Genomic DNA, 18204 nt, shown 5'->3' with positions numbered 1-18204 from the left:
TGCAATCTACGCTGTGACATCCTGCTAAAAAAGCGAAATAAAATGACGTTGCGATCAGCCATATTGATGGATGATCCCCCTTAGTTCAGCGGCGCGTACGGAAACTGTTGCGATAATCCCGCGGCGTCCGCATCTTCAACGCCTTGAATTGGCGATTGAAATTGGCGAGCGAGGCGTAACCGACCTCGCCGGCGATGTAAGCAATCGGCCGGTCGGTTGCCGACAACAGGGCGCAGGCTTCACCAATCCGCAGACGCATCACATAGTCCGATATTGTCGTCTGCAGATGACGCCCGAACAGGCGGTGAAGGCCGGAGGGACTGAGCGCCGCGAGACCGGCGAGCACATCAACCGGCAGGTTTTCGGCATAGTTCAGATGGATATGATCGAGCACCCGGTCGAGACGGGCGCGGTCGCCCTGCCCCGGCGCCGGCACAGCCAGCGTGCTCGACAGGGGTTTTGCCTCGGTATCTCTGGCAAGCAATGTCAGGATGCGGATGGCCCTGAGAAGCCGGTCTTCCGGCGCCTCGGTGAAAACGGCCTCGATCAGCGGCCGCGCCTGCGCCGCAAAATGCGGTGAGAATTTTAACCCCGGTCGCGCGCTCATCAGCATCGTCCGGGCAGCGGCAAGCTCCGTAAAGGTCGCATCCAGAGCCTCCACCCATTCCGGGCGAAACCACAGGACCAGCGCCACATGCGGCCGCTCCGTATCGATCCTTTCGGCGGAACACCAGGTGTGCGGCAGATTGGAGCCGACCAGCACGAGGTCGCCGTCGTCATAGGGTCCGATATGATCGCCGATGAAGCGCTCCCCACGCGAATTGAGCGTCAGTGTCAATTCCAGTTCGGGATGATGGTGCCACTGAAACGGAATGCCATCATCCAGCCTGCGATTGAGCATCGACCAGGACGAATCGGCGGAGGGGCGCAAACGCTCGAGATGTGGCTTCATTCGCGCATCCAGATTACCATAAACGCCAAAATAGTATCAGAACTCGCGCCATTGGTGCAACATGATCATTCTTAGGCGGCTATTCTCTCCTCATCGAAACACGTCGTGGACAGAGGAAGCCGCCATGCAGACAGCCGCCAAGAAAGATAGCCATCCGACCAGCAGTTCAGTCGAAACGCCGCTGAAGGAGATCCAGAAAACGCTGCCGCTGCGGGTGTTGTCTGAGGCCGATTGGCAGCATTGGATCACCCGCGGCTATGTCATCGTGCGTCAAGCCGTGCCGATGGCCAATGTCGAGCGGCTGGTCAATCTGCTTTGGCAGTTCGACGAGAAGGACCCGGCCAATCCCGACACCTGGTACGCACCGCAGCGCCGTGAACACAAGATGAAGGAGCTTAACAACACCGGCATGCTGGAGATCTACAATCACCAGTTTCTCTGGGACAACCGGCAGGAGCCGCGGGTCTACGGCGCCTTCGTCGATATCTGGGACCGCGAGGATCTCTGGGTGACCATCGACCGGGCGAACCTCAATCCGCCGAAGCGGGTCAAGGGCAATCCGAACGGCTTCATCCACTGGGACATCGACACCTCGATCGCCCCCTTGCCGATCGGCGTACAAGGCGTACTCAGCCTCAAAAAGCAGGATGGCGATGTCGGCGGGTTCCAGTGCATTCCCTGGCTGTTCGAGCATCATCAGCAATGGGTGGACACACAGCCCACCGACCGCGACCCGATGCATCCCGATACGACGGGCCTTGATGTCATCAATATCGAGATGGAGCCCGGCGATCTGTTGATCTTCAACTCGCTGCTCGCCCATGGCGTGCGGCCGAACCATTCCGGTGACAGGGTGCGAATGGCGCAATATATCTCGATGCATCCGGCCGAAGAAGACAACGAGACCGAACGGCAGGAACGCATCCGGCTGTGGCGCGAACTCGACTACCCCCAGCGCGACGCCTTTCCCGGCGATCCGCGCGAATGGGAGAAACACAATACAAAGACCGCAACACTGAGCGATCTCGGCGAAAAACTGCTGGGATTGAAAAGCGGAAAATAGCACAGCTTCGGCAGGCGCCGGCTGATCGGCTCCCAACCGCGGAGAGCTTCCGGACCGAACATCGCCGGGCAACTCGAAAAGGCGAAGCACCGAAGTGCAAACCGAGGTCAGTTCAATTGAGATGCGGCACCACCGTTTTCGATGGTGCCGCATCTCTTTCACATCAAGCGGCTATTCGCCGGGCCGCCTTGTCTGCGGCTTTGCGGTCGTCGCCGAACTGCTCAAGAATTTTCTGGGCATCCTCGATTGCAACGCGGTGTTTCTTCGCGAACGCAATCACGTCTCTGCCCGGCGTTTCCGCCTTTGTTTCTTTGGTCACGGCTGTCTCCTGGGATTGGTCGGCACCGGGCGCACAAGGCTGCAGTGGTGCCAGTGGTAGAGATATGGGGATTGGAGGGTGCAGTTTCCAGTCGTGACGGTATTCATGCGGTCAACGGACCGCATCAACGACATTCTGCACTAAAACTTTACAAACAAAGGTCCCGGTTCTGCTACAATCACTCATGTCTCACGAATGGCCCATGTTCATCCTTGAATGTGTTGTGTTGGTCGGCCTCGTCGGCGCTCTTTTCATTCGTGGTGCTGGGGATTAGGCCGACAGCAAACGCGAACAGAACTCCAATGCCTTCGCCAACCGGCATGCCTGCAAGAAATCGCTCTCGCGTTTTTCAGGCGTGAAGAGTGCCCTGCAAGCTTGTCTGTATGGTGCCGGCGAAACGGCTGATAGCCTCCACCGGTTATTCCAAGGGAGGCCATCATGCTCGACAGAACGAAACCAACCAGCATCACACTCTGGGACGGGAGCAGGATCCCGCGTCTCGGCATGGGTTGCTGGGCCATCGGCGGGCCGTTCTATGCCGGCGATGTGCCGCTCGGGTGGGGTGATGTCGATGACGCGGAATCGATCCGGGCGATCCATCGCGCCATTGAACTTGGCATCCGCTTCTTCGATACGGCATCGAACTACGGCGCCGGCCATTCCGAAGCGGTTCTGGGCGAGGCCCTTAGCGATCATCCCGATATCGTCGTCGCAACCAAATTCGGTTTTGCCACCGACCCGGTGACAAAACAGGCGACCGGCGCCTTCGCCTCACCGGAGTTCATCCGGGCATCCGTGGAAACGTCACTGAAGCGGCTGAAGCGCGAGCGGATCGACCTGCTGCAATTTCATCTCAACGAATTCGATCCGGTCGAGGCCGATGTGGTCTTCGCCACGCTCGATGGCCTGCGAGCCGAGGGAAAGATCACGGCCTATGGCTGGAGCACGGACTGGCCGGAACGCGCGGCGCGCTTTGCCGGGCGCGATGGCTTTCTTTCGGTCCAGCACACGATGAACGTGCTGGAACCGGCAGATCAAATGATCGCGCTTGTGGAACAAACGGATCTCATCTCGATCAACCGTGGCCCATTGGCGATGGGTCTGCTGTCCGGCAAGTTCAAACCGGGCGACCGGCTGGCGGCAAACGATGTGCGCAGCGCCGATCTCGACTGGCTGAAATATTTTCGCGACGGCGTGGTATCTCCGGAATTCTCGCGCCGGCTGGAAACGATCCGCGACCTGCTGCAAACAGATGGGCGGACGTTGACCCAGGGCGCATTGGCCTGGCTCTGGGCGCGCTCGCCAAACACGCTACCGATCCCCGGCTTTCGCACGGTAAAGCAGGTCGAGGAAAATGCCGGTGCGCTGGAAAAAGGGCCATTGTCCGCATCGACGATGGCTGCAATCGACGCCGCATTGCAGCGTTGATCCGGTTCTTCGGTGTGATTGGTTCTACGCCCTGATCTTCATCGGCCAGCGGTCTTCCCGCACTTTGACGATCCGCATCTCGTCGCCAAGATTGACGGTTCCTTCAGAGCGCGGCACAGCGTTCCAGCCGAACAGCACGCCGGGCACGCGGCGGTCGGCCGACATCCGTTTTTCGGCGAGCCCCTGGATCGGGTTGCCGCCGATCCGATCACCGGTCACCTGATCCTGCGTCGTCATGATGCAGCGGGCGCAGGGTTTGACGAGATCAAAGGTGATGCCACCAATCTCGACGCTTTCCCAGAAATCCTCTTCCCAGGGCTCGTCATTGTCGATCAGGATATTGGTGCGGAAGCGGTCCATGCCGACCGGCTCCTGCCCTTTGGCAATCAGCGTAACGTTGAGATCGGCCAGTGACGCAGTGGTGGTGATCAACACGGGGAAACCATCCGCGAAACCGACGGGCGCCGCCGTGCCTGCCCATTCCTCGCCAACGGCGCGCCGGGCCTGGTCATCCATATGCACCAGCTTGACCGGACGGCCGAACCAATCGGAAAGCGTTGTATTGACGCGATCCTCGGAAACGGCGGCGTTGACCTCGCTGTCCCAGACGCGGACATCCAGCCTTTTCGCCGGATCGAAGGACACGGCAACCGTGCGAGTGCCCATTTTGAGATGCACGCCGCCGGTCACATGCGTCGCTTCGACCTGTGCCAAAAGCTGCAGTTCGCGCTGGGTGATGAATTTTCCATCGGGATCGACAACCATAAAGCGGCGATCTCCAGCCAAGCCGTCGCGCTGGATGGAAACCGAGGTCTGGGCGATGGCGCGGCCGCTTTTCAGCGGGTGGATATTAAGACCGGTCACCTTCATGTCGTCACTCCCAGGCGTTCAGATTGTGATTCAAGCACATTGCAGATTGAATCCGGACATCATAGCAAGACTTTGGTTTGGCTAGATTTCCTCGAGCAGCATGCCGAGCACCGTTCGCAGTCTTTCCTGCCGCTGACGGGCAAGCGCGCGGCCGGCCGCCGTCTGGAAACCATCCGTCAGTTTGAACAGTTTTGTTTCGAAATGGTCAATGGCAAAGGCCTTGTCATCCAGCGGGCGATCTTCCGCCAATGGATCGAGCGGATCGTAGAGCCCGCTGCCCATCCGCCCGGCAATGTAGAAGCAGCGGGCGGCGCCGATCATGCCGATCGCATCGAGCCGGTCGGCATCCTGCAGGATTTTAGCCTCCAGGCTTTCCGGCGGGATATTGGCGGAAAAGCTATGGGTGACGATCGCATGGCCGACCGCAGCAATTTCCATGGTCCGCCAGCCCAACGCATCCAGTACCTCGAAGGCCTTTTCCGCGGCAAGCCGCGAGGCATGAGCACGATCGGGCGAATTCTTTTCGACCGAGACGCAATCATGCAGCAGAACCGCGGCTGCGATAATGCGCAGGTCTCCGCCCTCCGAACCATGGATGCGCAGCGCATTCTTCCACACCCGGATCAGATGGGCGGCATCGTGAGAGCCGTCATTGCCGGAGACGGCATGCGGCAGCAATTGTTCTGCAAGGGCCTGGTGAGGCGCGAAAGCATCGGCGAGCGAAGCACTGTGGCTCATACGGCATCTGTCCTAATGGCTGCGGGGCAATCGAAACACTCAGGCTGTTTGACCCGGTTCTGCGTCCATGTCCACCAGCGCTTCCTGCGGCGGTTCGGCACTCGCCTTACCCGAAAGGATCTTCTGGTAGAACAGCCCGATGCCGATCAGCACGGCCCCAAGGCCGATGAACGACAAGGCGCGCAGGAAACCTTCCAGATTGGCCATGTCGATCAGGAACACTTTCAGCACCGCGACGAAGACCAGCACCGCCGAAGCGATGCGGATGCTCTTGGCGTTGAAACGCGATCCCAGCACCAGCAACACCACGCCGAGCAGCAGCCAGACCACGGAATAGGTGTAGGTCTCGCCCTGCAGGAACCCTTTCCAATCGGCAATATTCTGTCCCTGCCAGAAACGGCGCACGGACAGCGTTGCCCAGGCAAAGACCAGCACGGCAGCCGCCACCGCAAGGACAGTCACGTAAGGCATGGGCCGCTTGCCGCGCGCATACCAGGCAAGACCGGCATACCCCAATCCGGGCAGCAGATAGCCGATCAACAGCAGATCGAAGAACGGGATCGAGCCAAGCAGTTCGCCGCTGAAATACGGATTGAGCCCCATCAGATGAGCACCGAGGATCGAAAGGATCGACAGGATACCGATCACCATGCTGCCATAGCGGAAGATCGGGCTTGGCGATTTCCGGTCGAGTGTCATCATGATGCCGGAGGCACCGATGGCGAGCAGCGTATAGATCGACTGTTCGCCCAGCGTCGGCACTGCACTGTCAAGCACGCCGCCGTTCATGGCATGGCGAACGATGATCGCCACGGTCAGCAGCACGAACAGGCTGGCGAGCGCCTGCAGCAGGTTTCGCACCCTCAGGTCCGGCCAGCGACGAAGCTCGAATGCGCTGAGAACGAGCAGCAGCGCCGGAATGCCATAGCCGGCGAGAAGCGCATTGAAGACCGGTGTTTTGCCAAGATTGAGCGGACCGACAATGGTCGGTTCCCAGGCGATGCGGGCAAGCACGGCGATGGCAGCACCGACCATCATCCACGGCAGCGCTGGCCACGAGCGTATACGTGTGGCTGCAACATAGGCGGTGCCGAGAAGCGCAATCAGGATTGTGGTGGCAACCCCATCCGTCAAAGCATGCAGCGCGATGACGATGAGGCCGAGAGAACCGGCGATCAGAAATGCCTGCGGCAGATCTAGCCCGTCATCGGGTACCTTGCTGCGTGAAAACCACTCGGCGAGACCGGGAAGTACCAACCCCGCCGCCAGCGCAAACAGTCCGTGCGGCAGGTCGAATGTCAGGTTACCGGTCATCAGCAGCGACATGCCAATGAGTGCGACCGGAACGATTGCGGTAATGGCGGCCCAGATCGTTGCCAGCGGCGGACGATCTCTCCCGTGCAGGTGAATGGCGAAAGCCCCCAGAGCGATGAAGACGCAGGACAGCGCCATGCTAGCCAACATCGCGGTGTGGCCGGAAACGGCCAAGGTTGCCACATGACCGGGGATCGTCGGGTCGATGAATGTCAAAAGACCGCTGAGCGCCGTCATGCTCCAGACACCGAGGACAGCGACGATTGCGGAAAGAATGGCAGGATAGACGGCATAGCTGCGCAGCGCGCCGAATGCCGCCAGAGCCGCAACGACAAGACTGAATTCGATGACGGGATAGCCGGACGCTGTGGCGAGTGGGCTGATCATCGCCAGCGCCGTCAGCAGAACGGAAATTCCGGCCGTTACCGTAATCGCGACCAAGGGCGGTGTCATCGTGCGTTCCCAAGACGTCCGCGCCGCCGCAAGCGGCTGATCGGTACCTGCCGGTTCGCTATCGAGGACGCCAGCCAACCTGCCGGGCCAGATGAAGGCGATACCGGCGATCATTACCAGCATGATCAGCGTCACCGGCCGTGTTTCGAACGGCGCCGAGGAGGCGATATAGGCCAGTGCCCAAAGGCAAAGGCCGATATTGGCCATCGAGGGCACCACTGTCCAGCGGCGGATGCGGGCAGCAAGAAGGGTGGCGATCCAGGCGACACCGAGAAATCCGAACAGGCTCCAAGGGCTTGGGCTTTCAGACGATACCAGTGCCGGTGTGATCAACGACGCGAGCAAACCAAGGCCGGCCAGCGCCTGCCCGTGCAACAGCGATAGACCGACGGTGGCAAGCGATACCAGGGCCAACAGCGCAAATGCCGTCACCGGCCCGATGAAACCGTAGACGCCGTGGGCAGCATAACACACGCCGAACAGCGTGACGGCACCCGCCGCCGTCAGAATGCCGGGGATCATGGCATTCTGAAATGCGTCGGCGACCAGAGGCACGGCGCGGCGGCGAACGAACTCACCGATGGCCATCAAAACCAGACCGAAGACCGCCGCCATGAACAGGCGTACCGCCGGGCTCAGCAATCCGGCATCGATCGAATACTTGACCATGAAGATACCGCCGAGCGCCAGCGCGATACCGCCGACCCAGACGGCCCAGCGCGCGCCAAGTCGACTTTCGAGACTTTCCTTCTGGCGGGGCGCGACAGCGTCGATGGCGGTTACTCCGGTAGCGCGCGCGGCCACCGGTTCGCCGCGCGAAGCCTTTTCGACAGCATCCTGGCTGAGCGGCGGCCCGCCGAAGATGGCATCGCCTTTTTCGATCTCACCGCGGCGCTTGCGCTCCACTGGTGGTATTGCCACCGGTTGCGGCGTACTTTCCACCACCTCCGGCTGATCGGCGGCCTCAACCACCGAATCAACGCCCGGAACAACCGGACGAAGTGCTTCAAGCTGCGCCAGATGCTCCTTCAGCGCGGCAATCTCGATATCCAGCTTTTCGGCTGTCTTGCGTCCGTTCAGAAATGCTGCGAGCGCTAGACCAAAAGCAGCGAAAGCAATGACTTCGAGCATGTTTTCTCCCTGGCACCGGTACCCGTGCATTGCTGCCGACCATACAGCTTTTCGGTGAAAGGCCAACTCTAAGACGGCTGAGCACGGTCATCTCTTCACCGGATTATTGCAAACCTGCCATTATCCGGCGGCCTGATCTCCCGGTGCCGAACCGGCCTGCTTACAGGCCTAGCGCATCAGGTTTTCGATCGGGAAGATCGCACAGGTTTCCGTGCCGTGCGCCAGAAGCTTGCCGTTTTTGTCCTTCAGCCAGGCTTCCGAGGTTGCCAACGTGCGGCCGCGATGGACGATCTTGCCTTCGCAGAACACCTCGCCCATGCCGGGCAGCAGCGGGCGGACCAGATTGACCTTGAATTCGACGGTCGTGTAGGCCTCGCCCGGCTTCAGCGTCGTCATGACGGCGCAACCCAGCGCCGAATCCATGATGGTCGCCGCCCAGCCGCCATGCACGGTGCCCAGCGGATTGAGATGCTCGGTGGAGGGCAGGCCCGCGAACACGACCCTGCCCTCTTCGACTTCGGTCAGTCCGAATTTGAGTGTCGCAGCCATCGGCGGCGCGGGGTGGACGCCTGCCAGGAGATCGAGCATCGCCTTCAGCCCGCCGTCGCGCGCGACAGCCTCGAGCGGCACCGTGCCGATGCCCGACACAGTCATTCCAGGGTAAAGTTCGACCGTCATTCGTTGGGGATTCCTTGTGGGGAGACGATGCTGCTTTGCGGTTTCAAGGCTTTCAGTGCCGCCTGAACGAAACCGTCGCGGGCCGCCGAAAGGCCGATGCCGCGCGGCTCGTAGACATGGCGGTGGAGAAAGAACGCGGTCATGCGGAAGGCGGCTGACAGGCTTTCATAATCGGCAGCACCGCCTTCGGCGAGAAACCCCGGTAGCGCCAGCATCTTGTCGGCATAGGGTGCGCCTGCCGCGCGGCTGACGGCGCGGCCGGATTTTGGCGAGACATAGACCAGCTCGTCGCGCGTGCCGGTCGCCGCACATTTCGCCAGATCGAGCCCGAAGCCGAGATCGTTCAGAACCGCAATCTCGAAGCGCACGAACAGCTCGCCTGCGTCGCGGGGATCGTGCAGATTTTCGAGGATGACATCGAGTGCTTCATAGAGATGCGGATGCGGGTCGCGCTCAGGCAGCAGCCTCAAGAGCGCGCCCATGGCCTGAACGCCGTAGACCGAGGTGGCCGCTTCCATCAAACGCGCTGCGCGAAGCCGCACCGGCTCCATCTTGAACTCGCCGAGATGCTCGTCGAGCCGCGCGCGCCAGGTGACCTCGACCTCGTTGCCGGGCTGCAGCACCGGCTGCATCGTCCGCGACCGGCCGCCGCGCACAAGCCCGAGATGGCGGCCGCGCACGCGCGTCATCACCTCGACGACGACGGAGGTTTCCCCGTGCCGCTTGACGCCGATGATGATGGCCTGATCGTTCCATTGCATGTCTGAAGTTTTACCCCTGGCAGCAGGCGAAGACAATCAGGGCGCAGCTCGATTGCCGGTGGTCCCGGCAATCGATTTTTCCTGTGCTCAGCGTCTTACTTCCGCTTCATCGCCTCGGCGAGTGCCGCCCCAAAAGCGCCTTGCGACGGCGCCTGCGGTTTCTGCTGCTCGACGCGGGACAAGGTCTGGCGCGCCTGTGCAGCAGCCTTCGGATCGCTCTTCATCTCACGGCCACTTGACTCTGCGGCACCGTCCTTGCGCATGGTGAGCGCAATACGCTTGCGGGGGATATCCACCTCTGTGACGCGCACCTGCACGACATCGCCGGCCTTGACGACTTCATGCGGGTCCTTGACGAAGCGGTCGGCGAGCTGAGAGACATGAACCAACCCGTCCTGATGCACGCCGATATCGACGAAGGCACCGAAGGCGGCAACGTTGGTGACCGTGCCTTCGAGCAGCATACCGGGCTTCAGATCCTTGATGTCGTCAACACCATCCGCGAAGGTGGCAGTCTTGAAGCTCGGGCGCGGGTCGCGGCCGGGTTTTTCGAGTTCGGCGAAGATATCCTTGACCGTTGGCAGACCGAAGCGCTCATCGACAAAGACTTTTGGATCGAGTTGCTTCAGCGCAGCGCTGTCGCCCATGATGGCACGCAGGTCGCGGCCACAGGCAGCGACGATCTTCTTGGCGACGCCATAGGCTTCCGGATGTACAGACGAGGCATCCAGCGGCTCCTTGCCGTCACGGATGCGCAGGAAGCCGGCGCACTGTTCGAAGGTACGGGCGCCAAGGCGCGGCACTTTCAGCAGGTCCTTGCGGCTAGTAAAGGCGCCGGTCGCATCGCGGTGAGCGACAATGGCTTCCGCGGATGATTTTCCAAGACCGGAGACGCGGGCGAGCAGCGGGGCCGACGCCGTATTGAGATCGACGCCGACGGCATTCACCGCATCTTCGACGACAGCTTCAAGCGAACGGTTGAGACGGCCCTGATCGACATCATGCTGGTACTGACCTACCCCGATCGATTTCGGCTCGATCTTCACCAGTTCGGCAAGCGGGTCCTGCAGGCGGCGGGCGATGGAGACAGCACCGCGCAGCGACACGTCGAGGCCCGGGAATTCATCGGCTGCCGCCTGCGAAGCGGAATAGACCGACGCGCCTGCTTCCGAGACGATGACCTTGGTCGGTTTCGGGCCTGCCGGCAATTGGGTGAGCATATCGGCGACCAGACGTTCGGTCTCGCGGCTGCCGGTGCCGTTGCCGATGGCGATCAGCTCGATCTTGTGCTTGCGCACAAGGCTGGCAAGTTCGGCCTGCGTGCCGCGAATATCGTTCTTCGGCGGGAACGGATAGACAGTCGTAGTCTCAAGCAGCTTGCCGGTACCATCGACGATCGCCACCTTGACGCCGGTGCGGATGCCCGGATCGAGACCCATGGTGGCGCGCGATCCGGCGGGGGCTGCGAGCAAAAGGTCTTTCAGATTGCGGGCGAAAACGTGGATCGCCTCTTCCTCGGCGCGCTCGCGCAATTCGCGCATCAGGTCAAGCGACAGCGACATCGACAGCTTGACGCGCCAGGTCCAGCCGATCATCTCCATCAGCCACTTGTCGCCCGCCAATGTGCCGCCAACCCTGTAGGCAGCGGCGATCGTGCGCTCCACCGGCTTGACCGGCGAGGTATCATCGAGATCGACGACGATATCGACCGAGAGGAACTCCTCGTTCCAGCCGCGCAGCATGGCGAGCGCCCGGTGTCCCGCAACGGTTGCCCATTTCTCCGAATGATCGAAATAGTCTGAAAATTTGGCGCCGGCATCCTGCTTGCCTTCAACGACCTTCGACCGCATCAAGGCGACCTGGCGCATATGAGCGCGCAGCCGGCCGAGCAGATCAGCATTTTCAGTGATGCCTTCAGCGATGATGTCGCGGGCGCCATCGAGCGCCGTCTTCACATCCGGCACATCGGCGGTGATATAGGCGCTGGCACGGTCTGCGGGCGCAACAGCCCGGTCGGCAAGGATGGCTTCGGCGAGAGGCCCAAGGCCACGCTCGCGGGCGATCTCGGCCTTGGTGCGGCGCTTCGGCTTGTAGGGCAGATAGATATCTTCCAGTTCGGCCTTGGTTGTGACACCGGCGATCTTGGCTTCGAGCTCTGCCGTCAGTTTGTCCTGCCCGCGGATCGAATCGAGAATGGAGGACCGCCGGGCTTCGAGTTCACGCAGATAGACCAGTCGTTCGGCAAGGTTGCGCAACTGCGTATCATCCAGACCGCCGGTCACTTCCTTGCGATAACGGGCGATGAACGGAACGGTCGAGCCCTCGTCCAGAAGCTCGATAGCTGCGATCGCCTGGGCAGGCGTCGCCTTGATTTCCTGGGCGATGAGGACGGCGATGGACTTTGATGGCAGGGACATGGAATTCCGGATTCAGTTGAGATGTGCAGGGAGCATAGATGCACATGCCATCAAGGCCAAGTGAAGGCGCACCTTCGCCTCGGCGCGTCCACAGATGGATACCGGCTTTCTGCCAGCCGGTGGCCTAGAATTCCACCGGCTCCAGCGGCGGGCGGGTCTTTTCGAACTCCCGTAAGGCCGCTTCCCGCTCGCCGATGTAGTTGCGCGTGTAAGGCACCGCATCCAGCTCGTGCGACAGCTGGATCTGGAAGATCGAAAGGTTGTCGTAGATGAAAGCCGTTTCTGACGACGCGAGATAGAATTCCCACATACGGAAGAAACGCTCGTCGTAGAGCTGGATTGCCTCTTCCTTGCGGGCCGTGAACCGTTCGCGCCACGCCCGCAACGTGTGGGCATAGTGCATGGGCAGGATCTCGATATCGCGGATCACCAGCTGTGATTTCTCGATCGCCGGAACCACCTCGGATAGCGCCGGCATGTAACCGCCGGGGAAAATGTATTTCTCGATCCAGGGATTGGTCGCCCAGGGCTTTTCCGCCTGGCCGATCGAATGCAGCACCATCACGCCCTTGGGTGCCAGCAGTCCGGCCATTTTCGTGAAAAAGCTGGCGTAATTGGCCATGCCGACGTGCTCGAACATGCCGACCGAGACGATACGGTCGAACTGGCGATCGATCATCGTCCGATAATCCTGCAGCTCGAACCGGACACGATCCTCAAGCCCGCGTTTTTGAGCCCGAGTGCGGGAGACCTTTAGCTGTTCTTCGCTGAGCGTAATGCCGGTGACATCGACACCGGAGGATTCGGCCAGATACATCCCCATACCGCCCCAGCCGGACCCGACTTCCAGCACCGTCTGGCCGGGTTCCAGCAGAAGTTTGGCGGCGATATGGCGCTTCTTCGCCGTCTGCGCCTCGTGAAGGCTGATCCCGGGCGGATCGAAATAGGCGCAGGAATATTGCCAGTCTTGATCGAGGAACAGGTCGAACAGCTTGCCGTCGAGATCATAGTGGTGGGCAACATTGTGCTTGTTGCGGTTGACCGGCAGACGGCTTTTAATCTGCTGCTCGGCCACATGCAGGAGTGCCGTCGCCGTGTTGCTGATCGTTGCTGCCTTTTCCATACCGTTGGCCTTCACCATCGATAACAGGTCGAAAATGTTGCCCTCTTCGATGACGATGCGCCCCTCGACATACATTTCCCCGAACCGAAGGCCCGGATCGTGCAGGATCGCCTTTTCGGCGTCCTCATCCAGCGTCCGCACAGTCACCGGAATACCGGACCCGTCGCCGAGAATGGCCCGCTCTCCAGACGAGAGGACGAGCGTCAGATTGCCTTTTTGAACCAGCCGTCTGAAAATTTTCAGAAATGTCGTGTTCATCCCGGACCTCAACCACAGATGCAGAGCATTCTGGTGAATGGTCACGTGCCGCCGGCTTTGGTTTTGCCGGACGTTCGGAAACGAGAAGAACCAAATCTGGCGCGCCGTCGGCGTCGTCCGGGGAACGGTATATCGGCAATTCGCAAAGGCGGTTGCCATCCGTCCGCACGACAGGTCGTCTGGGCGCTCCTGTCAGAGAGCTCTATCCATCAGAACACCCGTTAAAATAGTGCCGTTTTGGCGCTGCGCAATGGCTGCACTGGTCCCTCAAGGATTTATTTGCTTAGCAAATTCGAGGATCAGGCCGCCATCACGCCCTGCCCCGCAAGCTTTGCACGGTCATGCGGGCGGTCAAGATCAATCAGCGGGCCAAGCGGCACGACCTTCGTCGGGTTGATATGGGCGATCGAGTAATAGCCTCGCTTGATGTGATCGATGCGCGCCGTTTCGCGAATGCCCGGCCATTGATAGATTTCACGCAGATAACTCGACAGGTTCGGATAGTCCTCCAGCCGCCGCAGATTGCATTTGAAGGCGCCATGATAGGCGGCATCGAAGCGGATCAATGTGACGAACAGGCGGATGTCCGCTTCGGTAAAATGGGACCCGGCGATGTAACGCTTGGCGGACAGGTGCGCCTCCAGCGTATCCAGCATGTCGAAAAGGCTGATCACGGCCTCCTCGTAAGCCCCTTGCGTCTTGGCAAAACCTGCCCGGTAGACGCCGTTATTGACCCGCTCATAGATCGGCGCATTCCAGCGGTCGATGTCCCCGCGCAGGCTCTGCGGATAGAAATCTCCGGTATCACCGGTCAGGTGATTGAAAGCGGTGTTGAGGATGCGGATGATATCAGAGGACTCGTTGTTGACGATGCGGCCTTCCTTGCGGTCCCAGAGCACCGGAACGGAGACCTTGCCGGTATAATGCGGGTCGGACGCCGTATAGAGCTCGTGCTGATAACGGATTTTTCCAACGCGCGAACCGGCATCCTGCGGCTGCGCATACGTCCAGCCGTTTTCGCCAAGTTCAGGCTCGGAGATCGACACTGAAACGATGTCCTGCAGGCCTTTCAGAGCGCGCATCATCAACGTGCGTGATGCCCAGGGGCAGATGAAGGCGACGAACAGCTGATAACGGCCGGCTTCAGCGGGCAGAGATGTCTGGCCATCGGGTCCCGGCTCGCCATCCGGCGTGATCCAGTTGCGGAAACTGGTCGGCTCGCGGTGAAAAGCGCCGTTCTTCATTTCGCTGGCGGCGACATCGCCGGTTTCCCATTTTCCATCGACCAGCTGTGGCATCGTAATTGTCCTTCTTCCCCTGCATGAGGATACGCTCAACTTCACCAATCAAATCTCATGCACGTGAACATGCAGCAAGCCTGCGGATGTTCGACAGACTGTTCGATGATCGGCATCGGCGGCCAGAACAGTATCCATCTTGACGGAATCCTATTATGTCGATAACTCTCGACATATGGACAATACGACAACCATCAATGCCCTTGCAGCCCTCGCCCAAACCACCCGGCTGGATGCCTTCCGGCTGCTCGTTACCCATGAACCTGACGGGTTGCCTGCAGGCGAAATCGCCCGCCTGCTCGGCGTTCCCCACAACACCATGTCGACCCATCTGGCGACCCTGCAGCGGGCGGACCTGATCACGGCCGAGCGGCAAAGCCGATCCATCGTCTACCGCGCCAGCCTCGACAGCCTTCGCCAAGTGGTGACGTTTCTGCTGAAAGACTGCTGCGCCGGTCATCCCGATCTTTGTGCACCACTGATCGCCGATCTCGTTCCCTGCTGCACTCCAAAGGAAAAAGGCCATGCCTGATGATAACGAGCATCGGCAATCGCAAGGCTTTGGACTGAACCGCCGGGTCGCCGCGGAAGCGCTTGGAACCTGCCTGCTGGTCATGACCGTGGTCGGCTCAGGTATCATGGGCAATACCTTAAGCGACGACAATGCACTGGCGCTGCTTGGAAATACGCTGGCGACCGGCGCCATACTGGTGGTCCTCATCACCATTCTTGGACCAATCTCCGGGGCGCATTTCAACCCGGCCGTCTCATTGATTTTCACATTAAAACGCCAACTGCCGCGCCGCGAACTCGGATTTTATGTCGCGGCACAGGTTGGCGGCGGTATCCTCGGCACAATGGCAGCACATCTGATGTTCAACCTGCCGATGATCGAGGTCTCGCTGAAGGCTCGAACAGGTGGCCCGCAATGGTTTTCCGAGTGGGTAGCAACCTTTGGCCTTATCGGCGTTGTCCTTGCCGGTATGCGTTTCGAGCAGAAGGCCATCCCATGGCTGGTGGGGCTCTATATCACCGCTGCCTATTGGTTCACCGCATCGACGTCATTCGCCAACCCCGCCGTGGCGCTGGCGCGATCGCTAACCAACACCTTCTCCGGAATCCGTCCACTCGATCTGCCCGGTTTCATCGCTGCCGAACTCCTGGGCGCGCTTTGTGCCTTTGCACTGATGAATTGGTTGCTACGCCAACCCTCCGTCAACGTCTAATCCCTCAAGGCCAGTCATGACCGTCACCATCTATCACAATCCCAATTGCGGCACCTCCCGCAACACGCTGGCAATGATCCGCAATGCCGGGATCGAGCCAACCGTAATCGAATACCTGCAGGCCCCGCCGGGCCGAAATCAACTGAAGGCGATGATTGCGGCTGCAGGCCTCACTGTGCGAGAGGCGATCCGCGAAAAAGGCACCCCCTTCGAGGCGCTCGGCCTTGCCGATCCGTCCCTCAGCGACGATCAGCTTCTGGACACCATGCTGGAGCATCCGATCCTGATCAACCGGCCGTTCGTGACCACGCCGATGGGCACGCGCCTGTGCCGCCCGTCCCAGGTGGTCCTCGACATCCTGCCGCAGACGCACAAGGGCGCCTTTGCCAAGGAAGACGGCGAACAGGTTCTTGATGCAGGAGGCAAGCGACGTGTCTGATTTGCCCTCAGCCAGTACGGCACATCTTTGCCAACCGGACATGCGTGCGTTGCGATTACCTGCTCCCGGTCACCCGCCCCGTATTCTCATCCTCTACGGCTCGCTCCGCACCATCTCCTACAGCCGCCTGCTTGCCGAGGAGGCCGGCCGCTTGCTGACCCATTTCGGCGCGGAGGTGAAATTCTTCAGTCCGGAAAGCCTGCCCCTCCCCGACGCCGCTCCGGCCAGTCACCCGAAGGTACAGGAATTGCGGGATCTTTCCCTGTGGTCGGAAGGCCAGGTCTGGGTCAGCCCGGAGCGGCACGGTGCCATGAGCGGCATCATGAAGGCACAGATCGACTGGATACCGCTGTCTGTCGGGTCGGTGCGGCCGACACAAGGGCGAACGCTGGCGATCATGCAGGTCTCGGGCGGCTCGCAGAGCTTCAACGCACTCAACCAGATGCGCATTCTCGGGCGCTGGATGCGGATGATCACCATCCCCAACCAGTCCTCCGTTGCCAAGGCCTATCAAGAATTCGACGCCGACGGCAGAATGAAACCGTCAGCCTATTACGATCGCGTCGTCGACGTGATGGAGGAATTGATGAAGTTCACGCTTTTGACACGGGATGCTTCAGGCTACCTCACTGACCGCTACAGCGAACGCAAGGAAGATGCTGAAAAACTCGAACAGCGGGTGGAGTTGCGGAGCATATGACATAGAAAAAGGCGCCGTTTCCGGCGCCTTTTTGTTACTTCGGGAATTCCAGGCCCATCTCGCGGAAACGCTCGGGATCATCGCCCCAGTTTTCGCGAACCTTGACGAACAGGAACAGGTGGACTGGCTGTTCGAGGATTTCGGAGAGTTCCTTGCGCGAGGCCATGGAGATCGCCTTGATCGCATCGCCGTTCTTGCCAAGTGCGATCTTCTTCTGGCTGTCGCGCTCGACATAGATGACCTGCTCGATGCGCACCGAGCCGTCCTTGCGCTCTTCCCACTTCTCCGTCTCGACATGCGACGAATAGGGCAGTTCCTGATGCAGGCGCAGGAACAGCTTTTCGCGGGTAATTTCAGCAGCAAGCTGGCGCATCGGCAAGTCGGAAATCTGGTCTTCCGGGTAATACCACGGACCTTCCGGCAGCTTCATGGCGAGATAATCGAGCACGTCGTCGCAGCCCGAGCCGGTGAGCGCCGAGATCATGAAAGTACGTTCGAAATCGACGAATTCGTTGGCGGCAGTTGCCAGCTTCAAAAGGTCTTCACGCGACACCTGGTCGATCTTGTTGAGGACCAGCATCTTCGGCTGTTCGACATGCTTCAAACCCTCAAGAATGGTTTCCGCATCACCCTTCAGGCCACGTTCGCTGTCGATCAGCATCATGATCGCATCGGCATCCTTGGCGCCGCCCCAGGCGGTCGTAACCATGGCGCGGTCAAGACGGCGGCGCGGCTTGAAGATGCCGGGCGTGTCCATGAAGACGATCTGGGCGTTCTTGTGGATGGTGATGCCGCGCACGATAGCGCGCGTCGTCTGCACCTTGTGGCTGACGATCGACACCTTGGCGCCAACCAGCTTGTTGAGCAGCGTCGACTTGCCGGCATTGGTGGCGCCGATCAGGGCGACGAAACCGGACCGGGTCGGGCCCTTTTCGGTTTCTACTGCTGTTGGTTCTGTTTCGCTCATGGTGTCCGTAATTTCCGATTGGGCGACCGGCACCGCTGAGGCGCGCAAAATCGCAATTGTCTGTCAAAG

17 protein-coding genes are annotated in these 18204 nt (G+C 60.3%); 6 read left to right on the top strand and 11 right to left on the bottom strand.

Annotation, left to right across the window (positions count from 1 at the left end):
- Nucleotides 1–85: 85 nt before the first annotated feature.
- Nucleotides 86–952: an AraC family transcriptional regulator gene (locus R6X40_RS28620; RefSeq protein WP_318418269.1), complete on the bottom strand. Its 867-nt coding sequence runs from the start codon at nucleotides 950–952 to the stop codon at nucleotides 86–88.
- Between the two features lie 124 nt (nucleotides 953–1076).
- Here R6X40_RS28620 and R6X40_RS28615 point away from each other — a divergent pair, with 124 nt between their 5' ends.
- Nucleotides 1077–2015: a phytanoyl-CoA dioxygenase family protein gene (locus tag R6X40_RS28615; RefSeq protein ID WP_318418268.1), complete on the top strand. Its 939-nt coding sequence runs from the start codon at nucleotides 1077–1079 to the stop codon at nucleotides 2013–2015.
- Nucleotides 2016–2178: 163 nt separating this feature from the next.
- On the opposite strand, the gene R6X40_RS28610 is transcribed toward R6X40_RS28615, so the two are convergent.
- The gene (locus R6X40_RS28610; RefSeq protein ID WP_318418267.1) at nucleotides 2179–2334 is read right to left on the bottom strand and encodes a hypothetical protein; all 156 of its coding nucleotides are present in this window, start codon (nucleotides 2332–2334) and stop codon (nucleotides 2179–2181) included.
- Between the two features lie 438 nt (nucleotides 2335–2772).
- Here R6X40_RS28610 and R6X40_RS28605 point away from each other — a divergent pair, with 438 nt between their 5' ends.
- Nucleotides 2773–3762 (top strand): aldo/keto reductase, encoded by a 990-nt coding sequence (locus R6X40_RS28605; RefSeq protein WP_318418265.1) that lies wholly within the window; start codon nucleotides 2773–2775, stop codon nucleotides 3760–3762.
- Between the two features lie 24 nt (nucleotides 3763–3786).
- Here the strand turns inward: R6X40_RS28605 and R6X40_RS28600 are convergent, their stop codons facing one another.
- From R6X40_RS28600 to R6X40_RS28565, 8 genes are all read right to left on the bottom strand, one after another.
- Nucleotides 3787–4632 carry an MOSC domain-containing protein gene (locus R6X40_RS28600; RefSeq protein ID WP_318418263.1) on the bottom strand — a complete coding sequence of 282 codons (846 nt, stop codon included), beginning with the start codon at nucleotides 4630–4632 and terminating at the stop codon, nucleotides 3787–3789.
- An 81-nt stretch (nucleotides 4633–4713) separates the two neighbouring features.
- Nucleotides 4714–5370 carry an HD domain-containing protein gene (locus R6X40_RS28595; protein WP_318418261.1) on the bottom strand — a complete coding sequence of 219 codons (657 nt, stop codon included), beginning with the start codon at nucleotides 5368–5370 and terminating at the stop codon, nucleotides 4714–4716.
- A gap of 39 nt (nucleotides 5371–5409) precedes the next feature.
- A complete protein-coding gene (locus R6X40_RS28590) occupies nucleotides 5410–8268 on the bottom strand; it encodes a DUF2339 domain-containing protein (protein WP_318418259.1) in 2859 nt (952 codons plus the stop codon).
- Nucleotides 8269–8436: 168 nt separating this feature from the next.
- Nucleotides 8437–8946, bottom strand: a complete 510-nt coding sequence (locus R6X40_RS28585) for a PaaI family thioesterase (RefSeq protein ID WP_318418257.1) — start codon at nucleotides 8944–8946, stop codon at nucleotides 8437–8439.
- Nucleotides 8943–9707, bottom strand: coding sequence for a DNA repair protein RecO (recO, locus tag R6X40_RS28580; RefSeq protein WP_318418256.1), 765 nt, complete (start codon nucleotides 9705–9707; stop codon nucleotides 8943–8945). Before recO ends, R6X40_RS28585 begins: the two co-directional genes overlap by 4 nt.
- A gap of 95 nt (nucleotides 9708–9802) precedes the next feature.
- A complete protein-coding gene (locus R6X40_RS28575) occupies nucleotides 9803–12124 on the bottom strand; it encodes a Tex family protein (protein ID WP_318418254.1) in 2322 nt (773 codons plus the stop codon).
- A 124-nt stretch (nucleotides 12125–12248) separates the two neighbouring features.
- Entirely contained in the window at nucleotides 12249–13505 is a 1257-nt protein-coding gene (locus R6X40_RS28570; RefSeq protein ID WP_318418252.1) for a cyclopropane-fatty-acyl-phospholipid synthase family protein, read from the bottom strand.
- A 299-nt stretch (nucleotides 13506–13804) separates the two neighbouring features.
- Entirely contained in the window at nucleotides 13805–14803 is a 999-nt protein-coding gene (locus tag R6X40_RS28565) for a glutathione S-transferase family protein (protein ID WP_318418251.1), read from the bottom strand.
- Nucleotides 14804–14978: 175 nt separating this feature from the next.
- On the opposite strand from R6X40_RS28565, the gene R6X40_RS28560 reads away from it, so the two are divergent.
- From R6X40_RS28560 to arsH, 4 genes are read left to right on the top strand one after another with little or no spacing between them, the layout of a single operon-like run.
- Nucleotides 14979–15335 carry a helix-turn-helix transcriptional regulator gene (locus R6X40_RS28560; RefSeq protein ID WP_318418434.1) on the top strand — a complete coding sequence of 119 codons (357 nt, stop codon included), beginning with the start codon at nucleotides 14979–14981 and terminating at the stop codon, nucleotides 15333–15335.
- Nucleotides 15328–16029, top strand: coding sequence for an MIP/aquaporin family protein (locus R6X40_RS28555; RefSeq protein WP_318418249.1), 702 nt, complete (start codon nucleotides 15328–15330; stop codon nucleotides 16027–16029). The genes R6X40_RS28560 and R6X40_RS28555 overlap by 8 nt, the downstream gene beginning before the upstream one ends.
- Before the next feature lie 16 nt (nucleotides 16030–16045).
- Complete coding sequence (arsC, locus tag R6X40_RS28550) at nucleotides 16046–16468, top strand: arsenate reductase (glutaredoxin) (protein WP_318418248.1); 423 nt, start codon at nucleotides 16046–16048, stop codon at nucleotides 16466–16468.
- Complete coding sequence (gene arsH / locus R6X40_RS28545; protein ID WP_318418247.1) at nucleotides 16443–17168, top strand: arsenical resistance protein ArsH; 726 nt, start codon at nucleotides 16443–16445, stop codon at nucleotides 17166–17168. Before arsC ends, arsH begins: the two co-directional genes overlap by 26 nt.
- Before the next feature lie 34 nt (nucleotides 17169–17202).
- Here the strand turns inward: arsH and era are convergent, their stop codons facing one another.
- Nucleotides 17203–18135, bottom strand: a complete 933-nt coding sequence (gene era, locus R6X40_RS28540) for a GTPase Era (RefSeq protein ID WP_318418246.1) — start codon at nucleotides 18133–18135, stop codon at nucleotides 17203–17205.
- Nucleotides 18136–18204: the final 69 nt, after the last annotated feature.

Source organism: Rhizobium sp. PL01 (assembly GCF_033447125.1).
Lineage (GTDB): Bacteria > Pseudomonadota > Alphaproteobacteria > Rhizobiales > Rhizobiaceae > Pararhizobium.
This window is presented reverse-complemented; position numbering and strand designations above follow the sequence as displayed.